The organism is Mesorhizobium sp. M1409 (assembly GCF_040317535.1).
Taxonomy (GTDB): Bacteria; Pseudomonadota; Alphaproteobacteria; order Rhizobiales; family Rhizobiaceae; genus Mesorhizobium.
Genome location: NZ_JAMYKV010000003.1, coordinates 100,961 through 116,242 on the forward strand (window position 1 = coordinate 100,961; position 15,282 = coordinate 116,242).

The window sequence follows — 15,282 nt, forward strand, 5'->3', positions numbered from 1 at the left end:
GGGTTGGATACCCGCACGGCGCGCGCAGAGCTTTAGAAAGACCGCAAAGGCTTGGCAAGCGCGCATCCCGCGACGGAGAGGATCAGGGGCTGGTGCCGGGTTTCCGGCAAGCCATTTGCAAGCACCCCGTGGCAAAAGCCTTGCCTTCGGCAAGGCCTGACGCCATAAGCAGGAAACGGGCGCTGCCGGCGCGAGGGTTCTGAAGATGAAGACTTTCCTGACGCAGTTTTTCACCTGGTGGAACAGCCAGACGCTGGGAACGCGGCTGCACACCTGGCGGTATGGCAAGAAGGTCGGTCAGGACGAAACGGGCAATGTCTACTACGAGGGCGGCATCGATTCGGAAGGCCGCACACGCCGCTGGGTCATCTACCGCAACTATTCGGAAGCGTCCGCCATACCGCCTGGTTGGCACGGCTGGATCCATCATCGGGTCGACGTCGCACCGGCGAGCGAGGACTACAAGCCGCGCGACTGGCAGAAGCCGCATCAGCCCAACCTGACCGGCAGCCCGGCGGCCTATCGCCCGAAGGGCTCGGTGCTGACCAATCAGCATCGTCCGCAGGTCACCGGCGACTACGACGCCTGGACGCCCGGGTCGTAGCGACAGGGTGCAGGCCGGTCCTTTATCGCCACAATTGGTGTTTAGCTGCTTGCTGATCAGAAAACGGCGACTAGCCTTGGCGATCGACAGAATCACCCGGGCGCGAACCACCGGTATCTTTGCATGAGCTTTTTCAATCCAATATCAACGGCCAGTCTGACGCTAGCCGCCGGTCTTGCTGTCAGCACCGCGGCGTTTGCCGCTTCGCCTGAACCCGCCGCACCCGCGCCGGCACCGTCCACGGCATCGGAGCGGGTCACCAATCCCGTCGCCGAGTTTGCCGGTATCGACAAGATCACCGGCCGTATCATCAGCTTCGATGTCTATATCGATGAGACGGTGCAGTTCGGTGCTTTGCAGGTGACGCCGCGCGTCTGCTATTCGCGGCCGCAGACCGAAGAACCGAAGACAGATTCCTTCGTCGAGGTCGACGAGATCACACTCGACCGCAAGATCCGCCGCATCTTCACCGGCTGGATGTTCGCCGAAAGCCCCGGCCTCAACGCTGTCGAGCATGCCGTCTATGACGTCTGGCTGAAGGAATGCAAGCAGAAGTCGGATGTACCGGCGCCTGACGGCGCCAAAGCTGACTCAACCAAACCCGATGCTCCCAAGCCGGCCGCGGCCAAACCGAAGCCCGCGGCCACTCCGGACGTGACAGAGCCTGATGTGACTGAGCCTGATGTGACTGAGCCGGACGCTTCGGATCCCGATTCGACCGACGCCAACTGATCCTCCGGAACCCTCCCGGTCACCAAGCGTTGGGCCACGGAAGACCGCGCATCCATGCGTAAGGAGGATCTTCCGATGTCAGACAGCAAGCGCATCACGGCCAGTGAGGCAGAATTGCTTGAACTCGAAAAGGGGTTCTGGACGGGCGACGCGGCCTATTACGCCGCCAATGCCGACACGGAATGCCTGGTGGCATTTCCGCGGATGGCCAAGGCGATGGATAATGCCGATCTCGCCAAGACAGCAACCAAACCCAACCGCTGGCGGGATCTGAAGATCGACCTCAAGGGTATTATCGAGCCGGGCAGCGACATCGTCATGCTGACCTACGAAGCGCATGCCACGCGCGAGAACGGCGAACCCTACGCGGCCCTGGTCAGCACCGGTTACGTCCATCGCGTCAATGGCTGGAAGATGATGTTCCACGCGCAGACGCCGTTGGAAGCCGCGGCCGAGACTAATCGTCAGGGGTAGAATACGGCCTCGCCCTTGAGTGCGTCGGCCAGCATCTTCTCGTATTTGCCGCGCGGCACGTCGACCGCGCCGAAGCGCTTGAGGTGCTCGGTTGTGAACTGCGTATCAAGCAGTGCGAAGCCCCGCGCCTTCAAGCGCTCGACGAGGTAATAAAGGCAGATCTTGGAAGCGTCGGTCTCCCTGGCGAACATGCTCTCGCCAAAGAACACCCGGCCGAGCGACACACCATAGAGGCCGCCGACCAGCCGGTCCTCGCGCCACGCCTCGACCGAATGACAATGCCCTATCCGATGCAGTTCGACATAGGCTTCGCGGATCGGCGCATTGATCCAGGTCGACCGGCGCTCGACGCGCTTCTCGGCGCAACCGTCGATCGTCGCTTCGAAGTCGAAATCGAAACGGATGTCGAAAGGGCTCTTCTTGATCGTTTTCCTGAGGCTTTTCGGCGTGTGGAAATAGTCGAGAGGTATGATGCCACGTGTCTCCGGCCGTACCCAGAACACTTCTGGGTCGCCGGCACTTTCGGCCATAGGGAAGACGCCCGAAGCATAGGCCTTGAGCAGAAGGTCGGTGGGAATGCGATAGCCGGGCGCGTAGGGACGGGTCATCGCGTCTCCGCGTTACTCTTCCTGGGCCAGATATTTTTCCAGCCAATGGATATCATAATCGCCATTGGCGATGTCGGCATTGCCGACGAGATCGCGAAACAGCGGCAACGTCGTCTTGATACCGTCGACGACGAATTCGTCCAGGGCGCGGCGCAGCCGCATCATGCACTCGACGCGGTTGCGCCCATGCACGATCAGCTTGCCGATCAGGCTGTCGTAATAGGGCGGGATCTTGTAGCCGGAATAGACACCGGAATCGACGCGGATGCCCAGGCCGCCTGGCGTGTGGAAGTGGGTGATCGTGCCGGGCGAGGGCGTGAAGGTGCGCGGGTCCTCGGCGTTGATGCGGCATTCGATGGCGTGGCCGTTGAACTTGATGTCCTCCTGCTTCACCGAGAGGCCGCCGCCGGAGGCGACGCGGATCTGCTCGTGCACGAGATCGATGCCGGTGATCGCTTCCGTCACCGGATGCTCGACCTGCAGGCGCGTGTTCATCTCGATGAAATAGAACTCGCCATTCTCGTAGAGGAATTCGATGGTGCCGGCGCCGGAATAGCCGAGATCGGCGATGGCCTTGGCGCAGATGCCGCCAATACGGGCGCGCTCTTCGGCATTGAGGGCCGGCGAGGGGGCTTCTTCCCAGACCTTCTGGTGGCGACGCTGCAAGGAACAGTCGCGCTCGCCGAAATGGACGCCGCGACCAAAGCCGTCGCCAAACACCTGCACTTCGATGTGGCGCGGCTTTTCCAGGTACTTTTCGATGTAGACGGCATCGTCGCCGAAGGCCGCACCAGCTTCGCTGCTCGCTGTCTGCAAGGCGACCTCAAGGTCGGTTTCGGTAAGGGCGACCTTCATTCCGCGCCCGCCACCGCCCGCGGATGCCTTGATGATCACGGGATAGCCGATCTCGGCGGCAATGCGCCTGGCTTCCTTTTGATCGGTAACGGCGCCGTCCGAACCGGGCACCACCGGAATGCCGAGGCGCTTTGCCGTGCGCTTGGCCTCGATCTTGTCGCCCATGATACGGATATGGTCGCCGGTCGGGCCGATGAAGGTGATGTTGTGCGCGGCCAGGATGTCGGCGAACTTGGCGTTCTCAGACAGGAAGCCATAACCCGGATGCACGGCGTCGGCACCAGTGATTTCGCAAGCCGCTACGATCTGATGGATGTTGAGATAGCTGTCGCGCGATGGCGGCGGGCCAATGCAGACGCTCTCGTCGGCGAGCCGCACATGCATGGCGTCGGCATCGGCGGTCGAATGCACCACCACCGTCTGGATGCCGAGTTCCTTGCAGGCGCGCAGGACCCGAAGGGCGATTTCGCCGCGATTGGCGATGAGGATCTTCTGGAACATCAGGTCCGCTCTACTCGATCACGACGAGCGGCATACCGTATTCGACCGGCGTCGCATCCTCGAAAAGGATCGCCGTCACCGTGCCGGCGCGCGGCGAGGGGATCTGGTTCATCGTCTTCATCGCCTCGATGATCAGCAGCGTCTGGCCTTCCTTGACCTTCTGGCCGATTTCGATGAACGCCTTGGCATCGGGCGACGGTGCCAGATAGGCGGTGCCGACCATGGGCGAGGTGACCGCGTTCTTCGACACGTCGGCCACCACCGGGGCGGCGGCCATAGCGGCCGGCTGAGCTGTTGCCGGCGCATAGGCCGGCTGCGGTGCCGCGATCGCGTGAACGGCGGGCGCCTGGCGTGAGACGCGCACCTTCAGGTCGCCCAGTTCGACCTCGATCTCGGTGAGATTGGTGTCATTCAGTATGCCCGCCAGATCACGGATCAGCTGCTGGTCAACACCGGTCTTCTTTATCGACATTTTCGAGCCTTCTGTTTGTTGGCCGGTCATAGGCGTGCGGCCAGCGCCTGCAGCGCCAGCGTATAGCCGAGCGGCCCAAAGCCACAAATCATGCCGACGGCGACCGGCGCGACCATGGAGACGTGGCGGAATGGTTCCCGCGCATGGATGTTGGAAAGATGGACTTCGGCCACCGGCAACGGCGCGACAGCGCGGATGGCGTCGTGGATGGCGATCGAGGTGTGGCTGTAGGCGCCAGGATTGATGACGATGCCGACAGCCTTGTCGCCGGCTTCCTGAATCCAGTCGACAAGGTCGCCCTCGTGGTTGGACTGGCGGAAATCGATTTCGAGTCCAAGGGCCGTGCCGGCCTGCTTGCAGTCGTCGGCGATGTCGGCAAGCGTCTTGCCGCCATAGATGCCCGGCTCGCGCTTTCCGAGCGCGTTGAGATTGGGACCGTTCAAGACGAAAACCGTTTTCAAAAAAGCCGACCTTTTCCGGCGCTGACATCAAGTCGACGCGCTGGGCCCTCTATAATGGGCATACCCGCCCGCGGAAAGAGCGCAAGTGCGTTCTTTCACTGTCCACAACAGGCGGAAATATGCCCGTGAGAAATAGGCGCGCGGGCAAGATCAGAGTGCGGCTTTCGCCGCCTCGATCTTTTCGGCCAGCACTTCCTGCCCAAGCGCCCCGAATACCACCTCGTTGCCGACGACATAGGACGGCGTTCCGGTGATCGCCAGCTTGTTGGCAAGATCGTAGGTCTTGGAAAAGGCCTCGGTGATTTTTGGGTCCTTCATTTGCTCGCGCAGCGTTGCTTCGTCGGCACCTAGCGACAGCGCGACCTTGATGGCCGCCGCCTCGGTGGCACGTCCCTGGCCGCCGAGCAGCGCATTGTGGAATTCGCCGTATTTTTCCGGGTGCATCAGGTGAAAGGCCATCGAGACGACGCTCGCCTTCTGCGAATCCGGTCCGAGGATCGGGAATTCCTTGAGCACGAAGCGCAGGTCCGGATCGGTCTTGGTCAGTGCCCTCATGTCTTCGATTGCGCGTTTGCAGAAGCCGCAATTGTAATCGTAGAACTCGACGATGGTGACCTTGCCGTTCGGATTGCCGACGACGCCGTCGAAGGCGGAGTTGAATATCTGGTCCTTGGCGTTCTTGATCACGCCGAGATGAGCGATGCGCTGCTCTTCCTTCTGCTTGGCCTCGAGCGCGTCCTGGACCTCCAGAAGGACTTCCGGGTTCTTGAGCAGATAGTCGCGGATGATGCCTTCCACCTCGCCGCGGTCGATCTTGGTGTCGGCCGCTGCCGTCTCGACGGGCTGCGTCGTACCGGCCTTGGCAATCTGCGGGTTTCCGGCCACGAATCCGAAAGCCAGCATGGCCAACGCGACCGCAACCCCCGTGGTGCCCAGCAACAGTGCCTTTTTCATCGTTCCGTTCCTTCTACCTGTTTCCGGTCTGGCTATGTCGTGGCGCGCGGCCGGAAGGTTCACTTGATCTTGGTTGATGGCCTGTAGTTTATGATATCCTGGGCGCGAAGCCAGCGCGGCTCGCCGCGCTTCATCTCTTGCTGCGCCCGCATGGCGAAAATCTTCGCATCCTTGTAGTTACCGGAATAGAAATGGCCTTCGGCGGTGGCGAGTTCGGCGCCCGGTATATCACCCAGCTCGCCATAGGCTTGCGCCAGATAGCGGTACCCGGCCGAATTTTCCTTGTCGCGACCGAGGCCATTGTTGATCTGCACCACGGCCTTTTTCAAGGATTCCGGCGTGCCGACGGCCATCAGCGCCTGGCCAAGGGAGACAGGCAGCAAGCCGGACCGCGCCGGATCGAGGCTGACCGCCTTGGCATAGGCGTCGGCCGCATCCTTGGGCTTGTTCGCCTTCATCAGGATATCGCCGCGCAGTTCCTGGAAATAGGCGTTCTTCGGCTGCGCCTTGATCAATGCATTGGTCTTGGCGAGCGCGGCGGCGATGTTGCCGAACAGGTAGGTCGACTGGGCATCGCCATACCGTGCGGCCAGCGTTCCCTGCATCTTTCGCATCAGCCGCGACGCGGCGGCCTGGCCATCCATGTAGACGGCGATCTTCACCCGCATCATGTCGTGACGCTGCTGCAGCGCGGGCGGGTCCAGTCTGTCGACATTGGGGCTCTGTTTCACCAGCACTTCGAGATTGGCGATGCGGTCCTGCGGCATCGGATGGCTGATCCGGTAGGGATCGACCTGGGCGCCCGAAAGCGACAGCGCCGTCTGGAAGCGTCGGAAGGTCTTGAGCATGCCCATGCCGGACTGGCCGGTGGCATTGAGATAGGTGATCGCCGAGCGGTCGGCCGTCATCTCCTCGGTGCGCTGATAAGCGAGGATGCTGCGCTGTGCCATCTCGCCGCCGCCGGCCGCCACGCCCATGCCGGCGCCGGCAAGGCCGCGGCTGTTGGTGGTCGCGCCGGCAACCATGGCGCCGGCGCCAAGCAATGTCGCGATGATGGCCATCGTCTTGGCGCGTTCGAGCTGGTCGCGCAGCTTCTGCTGGTGGCCGCCGGCGATGTGGCCGGCTTCATGGGCAATGACGCCGATGATCTCGTTCGGCGTCTCGGCCGTCATCAGTGCGCCGGTGTTGATGAACAGCCGGCGCCCGGTGACGAAGGCGTTGAAGCTCTGGTCGTTGACCAGCACGATGTCGATGCCGTCATTCGCCAGGCCCGCCGCCCTGAAGATCGGCCGCGCATAATCGCGCACCAGCGCCTCGATCTCGGCGTCGCGCACCACCGGCACGTTCTGGGCGAAAGCGCTGACCGAACTTGCCACTGCGACCGCGACGCCAAGGGAAAGCGTCGCGAAAACGCGCGCTGCCTGGGCAATCGTCGATCTAGGTCGGCTCAACATGATGGCTCCACTGGTAGACGAGCGGGCGAAAGATGAAAAGTCGGCGCGGGAAACTTCCTCAACTTGTGATCCTCACATCAATCGGGCATTTGTGCGGCGTATGCGTCAGCGGCTTGGGGCGCTTGATCGTCGGGAATAGGGATAAAATGGTCGTTTCGCTCTCACGCCGTGGCAATGTCGAGCCCTTCCATGCCATGGACATTCTGGCCGAGGCAAACCGGCTGAAGGCAGGAGGGGTGCCGGTCATTTCCATGGCCGTCGGCCAGCCCTCCGATCCCGCGCCGGTTCTGGTTCGCGCGGCCGCGGCCAAGGCCTTGCAGGACGGACGCATCGGCTACACCGACGCGCTGGGACTGGCAGGTTTGCGCAAGGCGATCGCCGAACATTACGCCGATCACTATGGGCTCGATATCGAGCCCGACCGGATCGCAGTGACCACCGGATCGTCGGCCGCTTTCAACCTCGCCTTCCTGGCGATGTTCGATCCAGGCGACCGCGTCGCCATCGCGGCACCCGGCTATCCCGCCTATCGCAACATCATGGCCGCGCTCGGCATCGAGGTGGTCGAGATCGAACTCGGCGACGCCGCCTACCTGCATGCCGGCCACCTGGAGACGGCGCATCGCGAGAAACCGCTGAAGGGCGTTCTGTTCGCCAGTCCAGCCAATCCAACCGGCGCGGTCATACCGGCCGATGAGCTCGCGGCCCTGGTGAGGACGGCACAAGAACTCGGCATCGCCGTCATCTCCGACGAGATCTACCACCGGCTGGCCTATGCGGCCCCGGACACCACGGCGCTCGCTTATGGGGACAGCGTGACGGTGATCAATTCCTTCTCCAAATACTACTGCATGACCGGCTGGCGCATCGGCTGGATGGTGCTGCCCGAAGAGCTGGTGCGGCCGGTCGAGCGCGTCGCCCAGAGCCTCTACATCTCGCCACCGGAACTGTCGCAGATCGCCGCGATCGAGGCGTTCAAGGCGACCGAGGAGCTGGAAGCGGTGAAAGCCCGCTACGCCTGGAATCGCGAGCTCCTGATGAAACGCCTGCCGGAACTCGGCTTTCCGTTGGCGGCACCCATGGACGGCGCCTTCTACGCCTTTTGCGATGTCACCCGGCACACCAATGACAGCATGGCCTTTGCGAGAAAGATGCTGGCTGAAGCGCATGTCGCGGCAACGCCCGGGCGCGACTTCGACACCCAGGCGGGGCACCGGATGATGCGGTTTTCCTATGCCGGCAGCCACGACGACATGGTCGAGGCGATGGCGCGCATCGAACGCTGGTTGAGGTAGCGCCATGCCGGAGCTCGAGCAGGCCCCCAAACTTGACCAGGCATTGGCCGAAGTCGCCGCTGAAATGGCCGAACGCACCGATCGCGGCGACGTCGCCACCTACATCCCGCAGCTGGGCAAGGTCGATCCGAAGAAGTTCGGCATCGCCGCCGTCACCAATGACGGCCGCGTGCTGATGGCGGGCGATGCCGAACAGGCCTTTTCGATCCAGAGCATCTCGAAAGTGTTCACCCTGACATTGGCGCTCGGCAATGTCGGCGACGCGCTGTGGCAGCGGGTCGGGCGCGAACCTTCGGGCAATCCGTTCAACTCGATCGTGCAGCTCGAGCATGAGAACGGCATTCCGCGCAATCCGTTCATCAATGCCGGCGCCATCGTCATTTCCGACATCCTGCTTGCCGGCCACGAGCCGCGCGAGGCGATCGGCGAAATCCTCCGCTTCGTCCAGTTCCTCGCCGATGACGAAACGATCGTCATCGACCGCGAGGTAGCCGCGTCCGAGCGGGCCACCGGCTACCGCAACTTCGCGCTTGCCAACTACATGAAATCCTTCGGCAATCTCCACCATGCGCCGGAGCTGGCGCTGGGCGTCTATTTCCATCACTGCGCCATCGCCATGAGTTGCCGGCAGCTGGCGCTCGCCGGCCGCTTCCTTGCCAATGGCGGCAAGAACCCGGCGACCGGGCATTCCGTGGTGTCGGCCGAGCGGGCGCGGCGCATCGGCGCCATGATGCTGACCTGCGGCCACTATGACGGCTCCGGCGATTTCGCCTTCCGCGTCGGCATCCCCGGCAAGAGCGGCGTCGGCGGCGGCATATTGGGTATCGTGCCAGGCGTGGCGTCGCTCGCCGTCTGGTCGCCGGGCCTCAATGCCAACGGCAATTCCAAGCTGGGGTCGATCGCGCTGGAAAAGCTGGCCAGGATGATGAACTGGTCGATCTTCGCGCCTTGATGCATGTCGCCCAAAAGTGCGCAGTGGTTTGGGACAACGACATGCGCGGCAGCGCCTAACCCGAACGACATATATCGTTCGATCAGTTCCGGGCCATTAACCATAATACTATCGAATAGAGAATGGACCCGTCCTCGCTGGAAGCGTCTCATGGTTCTTTGCGGCATCGGGCCGTGCCTCTGCCTCTCACGTGCCTCTGCCTCTCAAAAAAGATGCGGCATCTCAAAAAAGATGCGTCGCTTTTAGGCTTCTCAGTGGAGGAATAGATGAAAACGCTCCTTACTTTCGCGGCGGCTTTGGCACTCGCACTCGCAGCGTCCGCTCCCGCGTCTGCCGTGAAGAATGGATTTGACAGCGATACGTCAAGCACGTCCGGACAGGGAAATGGCGGAAAAACAAATGACAGCGCCAACCCGGATAACAGTGGCACGACGACAACGACCACCACGACTTCAGGACCACATGGTCAGGTGAAGCAAGGCGAGACCGACTGCAATAACTGCTCGACGACGACCACGTCGGACCTGCCGGGCAAGAACAGATAGGCCAACGAAGAACCAGGGGCGGGGAAACCCGCCCCTCTCTGTTTCAGATCGCAATCAGCGCTACGAAGCAACGTCACGATTAGGCGTCGCGTTTCTTATGGGAACCCGGCTTTAGCGGGTGCTCGACTTCCTTGGCTTCGATCAGCGCAACGATATCGGCAATCTCCCATAGCAACCTCCATGCTTCCGTTCAGCATATGGGAGGCCAGGCCGATATGTGAAATGCATATTGCATCCCGTCAAATTAACGGAAAAACCCGCGCCGTCTTTCGATCAGCGCGGGTTTCTTCTGTCAAAAAATCACGTCAAATGGCTGAAAGGCTTAGAAAAAGCCTTTCCGCTGCCACCAACCGGCGCGCTTCGGCTTGTCCTCGGTCTTGGCTGCGGACTCTTCCGCAACGGTCGAAGACACCACCGGGGGGACTGGCGCCTCCGCTGCCGCCGGCTTGCGCCGCGACGGGCGGGCCTTCGGTGCCTTCTCGACAGCCGCTGCCTCGTCGGACGCAGTGGCCGGTGTCTCGACCGGTGCTTCCGTCTCGGCGGCCGGCTCCTCGGCGACGACCTCGGCCGCAGCCTTCTTCGGCTTGGCGGCACGGCGCGGCTTCTTCGGCTTCTCGGTGCTTGGCGTGTCGTCATTGGCCGGAGCAAGCGCCACCGGCTCTTCGGCTGGTGCGACAATTGCCGGCTCGCTGGCGATCACCTCGGGTGCGGAGACTTCGCCTTCGGACGCGTCGGCTGTTTCGCCGGCGCTCGCCTCGGCTTCGCCTTCGCCATCTTCACGGCGATTGCGTTTGCCGCCGCGCTTGCCGCGCCGGCGCTTCTTGCCCTGGCCTTCGTCCGAAGCCTCAACTGTCTCGGACGTTTCGGCGACGCCAACTTGGGCGTCATCGTCGGCTTCCGCATCGCTATCGCCCGCCGAGTCGGAGAACTCATTGGCCGGCATCGAGACGGAAGCACCGTCCGTTGGCGCGCCATGTTCGCGGTCGCGATCCTTGCCGCCGCGACGACGCCGACGCTTGCGACGCTTGCGGTCGCGGCCTTCGCCTTCTTCGCCACCGGCAGCAGGTCTGGGTTGTTGCTGCGGCTGCTGGCGTGGCTGTTCAGCCTGCACCGGCGCCTCATCGTCTTCCTCGACGACGACAATCTCTTCCTCGGGCTCTTCCGGTTCGACATAGGCCGGGAAGCTGCGTGCCTCGACAAAGCCTTCCGGCTTTTCAGCCAACGCGCCGCGGAAGATCGCATAATGCTGCGCGCCGACGGAATCGTCGGCCTCGATGGTGATCGTCAGCCCAAAGCGGCTTTCGAGTTCCACGAGCGTGCCGCGCTTGTGGTTGAGCACGTAGAGCGCGGTCGCCGCCGGTGTCCGCACGGTGATGTGGCTGCGCGAATCCTTGAGCAGGAATTCCTCGATTGCCCGCACCACCAACAGTGCGACCGAGGAATCGGACCGCACATGCCCGGTGCCGCCGCAATGCGGGCAGGGCTTCATGGTCGATTCCAGCACGCTGGCGCGGATGCGCTGGCGTGACATCTCCATCAGGCCGAAATGCGAGATACGGCCGACCTGGATGCGCGCACGATCGTTCTTGAGGTGATCCTTCAGCCGCTTCTCGACGGAGCGGTTGTTGCGGTTCTCCTCCATGTCGATGAAGTCGATGACGATCAGGCCGGCGAGATCGCGCAGCCTGAGCTGGCGGGCGACTTCCTCGGCCGCTTCCAGATTGGTGTGGAGCGCGGTGTCCTCGATCGAGTGCTCCTTGGTGGAGCGGCCCGAATTGACGTCGATGGCAACCAGCGCCTCGGTCTGGTTGATGATGATGTAGCCGCCGCTTTTCAGCGTCACCTGCGGCTGCAGCATACGGTCGAGCTGCGCTTCGATGCCATTGCGCACGAAGATCGGCGTCGTGTCGCGGAACGGCTGAACCACCTTGGCGTGGCTCGGCATCAGCATGCGCATGAAGTCCTTGGCCTCGCGGTAGCCTTCCTCGCCGGAGACCAGAATCTCGTCGATATCCTTGTTGTAGAGGTCGCGCACCGAGCGCTTGATCAGGCTGCCTTCCTCGTAGACCAGGGCAGGGGCCGTGGACTGCAAGGTGAGATTGCGGACATTTTCCCAAAGCCGCATCAGGTATTCGTAATCGCGCTTGATCTCGGCCTTGGTGCGGCTCTCGCCGGCGGTGCGCAGGATGACGCCCATGCCCTGCGGCACTTCGAGATCGGCAACGACCTCCTTGAGGCGCTTGCGGTCGACCGCGCTGGTGATCTTGCGCGAAATGCCGCCGCCGCGCGCCGTGTTCGGCATCAGCACCGAATAGCGGCCGGCAAGCGACAGATAGGTGGTCAGCGCCGCGCCCTTGTTGCCGCGTTCTTCCTTGACGACCTGCACCAGCAGGATCTGCCGGCGCTTGATCACTTCCTGGATCTTGTACTGGCGGCGCACCGGCTTGCGGCGGTTGCGCACCTCTTCCAGCGCATCCTCGGCACCGACCGATTCGACCTCGTGATCATCCGGATGCGAGGACTGTACTTCTTCCAGCATGCCACGGTCATTGTCGCCGGACGTCGCTTCGCTGCCCTGTTCGGCCTGCGAGACGGGTTCGGAAATCACATCGCTTTCGACCGCGGCCGCGATCGATGTCGGGCCACCCTCGCGGGTTTCGGTTTCGTCCTGCTCGGCTGAAGCTTCGTCATGCTCGGACGTGCCGGCATGTTCGGGCGTATCGCCATGTTCGGACGTATCGGCAGCGTGTTCGATGATCTCGGAGGTGTGGGAAATTTCCTCGACAACGATGTCGCCATTGTCACTGCCTTCGCCTGGCTCGCCGGAGCCTTCGCCTGCCTCGCCGCCCGCATCGCGCTTGTGCTCACCGCGGTCGCGGGTCTTGCCGCCGCGCCTGCGGCCGCGCCGTCCACGATCGCGGCTCTGGCGATCATCGCCGTCGCCGTCCTCGTTCTCTTCGTCCTCGGCCTCCTGCGCTTCCGCGCGCAGCAGTGCCTGACGATCGGCGACCGGAATCTGGTAGTAGTCGGGGTGAATTTCACTGAAGGCCAGAAAACCGTGACGGTTTCCGCCATATTCGACAAAGGCCGCCTGAAGGGAGGGCTCTACGCGCGTTACACGGGCTAGGTAGATGTTTCCTTTGAGCTGTTTCTTGTCTTGGGATTCAAAGTCGAATTCTTCAATACGGTTACCGCGAACGACGACAACGCGTGTTTCCTCCGGGTGGGAGGCGTCTATCAGCATTTTGTTGGGCATTATTTCGTTTCCCCCCGGCAGCCGTCAGCCGCAGCTTGCGAGGCAATGCCTGCTGCTGCGTGTCTGGAGTGTGGGTGCCGGATATCTTAACGTCCGCCGGCCGCCACTTGAGCGCCATGGCGGTGCCGCCCGCAGCCATATTGGCGCGGTTTGTTGCGGACCTTTCCATGATTGCGCTTGAAGCCATCGTCACCAGCAGAACCTTTTGAACCAAAGCCCGGACGAACCGGACCAGCTTGTTTGCTCATACAGAGCCGGCGCGGGAACAAACCCGGCCGTTTTCCTCACGCAGGCGATTCCCCCGCCACGGGCGCACACCTGCGAAATTCGTCGCGATCACCTGGACCCTTTTCGCGTGAAGCGAAAGGAGCCGCCTTTTTCATCTGACCCTGTAGCAGGAAGCTGCGGAGGAGGGCGGTTCCAGGATTGCAGTGATCCACCATCGCTTTTATGATTTGGCGGGGTGGAAGGCAACCCCGATTTCCGATGCCGGCAAAAAGCAGTTCCGTAACGTAAGATGGGTTTCGACCCTTGTATGAAAAGGCTTGGTTAACCTTCTCTGGATACCAATCGTTAATCGAGTTCGCGGCCTAACCGGCACTTCGACAAAAACGACCGGGCGCCTGGCGCCAAACCGGGAGCGACTGGAAGAGAAATGGGACCGGCGGACTTCACAGACAAGGGATGTCGTGTTGGCGGCCGGATCCTGGCCTTTTTCCGCCTCTTGCTGCTGCTGACGATCTCCTCCGCCTTTTCCTCGATTGCCCAAGCCGCCGACGCTCCGCTCGTGGCAAAAGGCTACAAGATGGCGGGCGACGCCACCAAGATGCGCATCGTCATGGATTTCGATCGCGAACCCGATATCAAATGGTTCCTGCTGCGCGGTCCCAACCGGCTCGTCCTCGATCTCGCGAATACGAGATTCGCCATTGACGCCAAGGACTTGAAGGCACGCGGCCTGGTCAAGGGCGTGCGCCTGGGCGAGCTCGGCGAAGGCGTTTCGCGGCTGATCCTCACCGGCAAGGGCCCTTTCGCCGTCGACAAGCTCGATGTGCTCAAGAATGAGGACGGAACCGGATACCGCATTGCCATCGACATATCGGCGGCCTCCGCACGCGAGTTCGATGCCGCGCTGGCCAATCAGGCGCTGACCACCGGGTCGACGGTTTCGACCGACAAGGGAGAGCGGGTCGGCACCGGACCGGTCTCCAATCCGGGCCATCGCTTCACCGTCGTCATCGACCCAGGCCATGGTGGCATCGACGGCGGCGCCGAGGGATTGAACGGCACCATTGAGAAGAACGTCACGCTGGCCTTCGCCACGGAGCTGCGCGACAAACTCGCCGCCGTCGGCAATTACGATGTGTACATGACGCGCGACACGGACGAATTCCTGCGTCTGGACGACCGCGTGCGCATTGCCCGGCAGCACGAGGCCGATCTGCTCATTTCCATCCATGCCGACACAATCAGCGTCAAGGGCATTCGCGGCGCCACCGTCTACACCGTTTCCGACAAGGCTTCGGATCCCGAGGCACAGGCGCTTGCCGACCGGGAAAACCTCTCCGACCAGTTCGCCGGCATGGAAATCAAGAACGACAGCAAGGAAGTCACCGACATCCTGATCGACCTGATCCGCCGCGAAACGCACAATTTCTCGATGAGTTTCGCCCACACGCTGGTCGGCCAGTTGTCGACCAGCGTCGGCCTTATCAACAATCCGCAGCGTTCGGCGGGCTTCAAGGTGCTGAAAGCACCCGATGTGCCGTCCGTGCTGATCGAACTCGGTTACCTCTCGAATGCCAAGGACGAGGCGCAACTGCTCGACGCCGACTGGCGCGGCAAGGCGGCCCAGAGCATAACCAATGCCGTCGCGCTTTTCGCTTCGGCCAGGGCCGGATCGGGAACCGGAGGCTGACATGCCCGGCGGCGCCTGCAACCGGAGGCGGCGTTGCTCGGCGACAACACCCGGTGCTTTTATTTCCGGCACGCGGCCGCGAAATCCGGCATTGCCGTATTTTGTCCACATGGTGGCGACAAGGGTTTTCGATTACGGATTGGGACCGGCTCGAAAGCTTGCGCGAAAGGCGGCTTCGTTTAGGAAATTCCCGAACCAAGG

Annotated in this window: 14 protein-coding genes; 7 read left to right on the plus strand and 7 right to left on the minus strand. The window is 62.4% G+C overall.

Going from position 1 to position 15,282, the window contains the following annotated elements:
- The first annotated feature begins 205 nt into the window (after positions 1-205).
- From NKG99_RS03535 to NKG99_RS03545, 3 genes are all read left to right on the plus strand, one after another.
- Positions 206-604 (plus strand): NADH:ubiquinone oxidoreductase subunit NDUFA12, encoded by a 399-nt coding sequence (locus NKG99_RS03535; RefSeq protein WP_352864206.1) that lies wholly within the window; start codon positions 206-208, stop codon positions 602-604.
- A gap of 123 nt (positions 605-727) precedes the next feature.
- Complete coding sequence (locus NKG99_RS03540) at positions 728-1,336, plus strand: DUF2155 domain-containing protein (protein ID WP_352864208.1); 609 nt, start codon at positions 728-730, stop codon at positions 1,334-1,336.
- A 75-nt stretch (positions 1,337-1,411) separates the two neighbouring features.
- Complete coding sequence (locus NKG99_RS03545) at positions 1,412-1,810, plus strand: hypothetical protein (protein ID WP_352864210.1); 399 nt, start codon at positions 1,412-1,414, stop codon at positions 1,808-1,810.
- Here the strand turns inward: NKG99_RS03545 and aat are convergent.
- From aat to NKG99_RS03575, 6 genes are all read right to left on the minus strand, one after another.
- A complete protein-coding gene (aat, locus tag NKG99_RS03550; protein ID WP_352864212.1) occupies positions 1,801-2,418 on the minus strand; it encodes a leucyl/phenylalanyl-tRNA--protein transferase in 618 nt (205 codons plus the stop codon). The two genes, NKG99_RS03545 and aat, sit on opposite strands and share 10 nt — an antisense overlap.
- A 12-nt stretch (positions 2,419-2,430) precedes the next feature.
- Complete coding sequence (gene accC, locus NKG99_RS03555) at positions 2,431-3,774, minus strand: acetyl-CoA carboxylase biotin carboxylase subunit (RefSeq protein ID WP_352864215.1); 1,344 nt, start codon at positions 3,772-3,774, stop codon at positions 2,431-2,433.
- A 10-nt stretch (positions 3,775-3,784) separates the two neighbouring features.
- Positions 3,785-4,246, minus strand: a complete 462-nt coding sequence (gene accB, locus NKG99_RS03560; protein WP_352864217.1) for an acetyl-CoA carboxylase biotin carboxyl carrier protein — start codon at positions 4,244-4,246, stop codon at positions 3,785-3,787.
- Positions 4,247-4,272: 26 nt separating this feature from the next.
- Positions 4,273-4,707 carry a type II 3-dehydroquinate dehydratase gene (gene aroQ, locus NKG99_RS03565; protein WP_352864220.1) on the minus strand — a complete coding sequence of 145 codons (435 nt, stop codon included), beginning with the start codon at positions 4,705-4,707 and terminating at the stop codon, positions 4,273-4,275.
- Positions 4,708-4,857: 150 nt separating this feature from the next.
- Complete coding sequence (locus tag NKG99_RS03570) at positions 4,858-5,661, minus strand: DsbA family protein (RefSeq protein ID WP_352864222.1); 804 nt, start codon at positions 5,659-5,661, stop codon at positions 4,858-4,860.
- Positions 5,662-5,720: 59 nt separating this feature from the next.
- Positions 5,721-7,115 (minus strand): M48 family metalloprotease, encoded by a 1,395-nt coding sequence (locus tag NKG99_RS03575; RefSeq protein ID WP_352864224.1) that lies wholly within the window; start codon positions 7,113-7,115, stop codon positions 5,721-5,723.
- A 146-nt stretch (positions 7,116-7,261) separates the two neighbouring features.
- On the opposite strand from NKG99_RS03575, the gene NKG99_RS03580 reads away from it, so the two are divergent.
- From NKG99_RS03580 to NKG99_RS03590, 3 genes are all read left to right on the plus strand, one after another.
- Positions 7,262-8,410 carry a pyridoxal phosphate-dependent aminotransferase gene (locus NKG99_RS03580; RefSeq protein ID WP_352864226.1) on the plus strand — a complete coding sequence of 383 codons (1,149 nt, stop codon included), beginning with the start codon at positions 7,262-7,264 and terminating at the stop codon, positions 8,408-8,410.
- Positions 8,411-8,414: 4 nt separating this feature from the next.
- Positions 8,415-9,362, plus strand: a complete 948-nt coding sequence (locus NKG99_RS03585; protein WP_352864228.1) for a glutaminase — start codon at positions 8,415-8,417, stop codon at positions 9,360-9,362.
- 266 nt (positions 9,363-9,628) lie between these two features.
- On the plus strand, positions 9,629-9,907 hold the full coding sequence (locus NKG99_RS03590; RefSeq protein WP_352864230.1) for a hypothetical protein: 279 nt from the start codon (positions 9,629-9,631) through the stop codon (positions 9,905-9,907).
- Positions 9,908-10,229: 322 nt separating this feature from the next.
- Here NKG99_RS03590 and NKG99_RS03595 read toward each other — a convergent pair whose 3' ends face one another.
- Complete coding sequence (locus tag NKG99_RS03595; RefSeq protein WP_352864232.1) at positions 10,230-13,163, minus strand: Rne/Rng family ribonuclease; 2,934 nt, start codon at positions 13,161-13,163, stop codon at positions 10,230-10,232.
- Positions 13,164-13,818: 655 nt separating this feature from the next.
- Here NKG99_RS03595 and NKG99_RS03600 point away from each other — a divergent pair.
- The gene (locus NKG99_RS03600) at positions 13,819-15,081 is read left to right on the plus strand and encodes an N-acetylmuramoyl-L-alanine amidase (protein WP_352864234.1); all 1,263 of its coding nucleotides are present in this window, start codon (positions 13,819-13,821) and stop codon (positions 15,079-15,081) included.
- Positions 15,082-15,282: the final 201 nt, after the last annotated feature.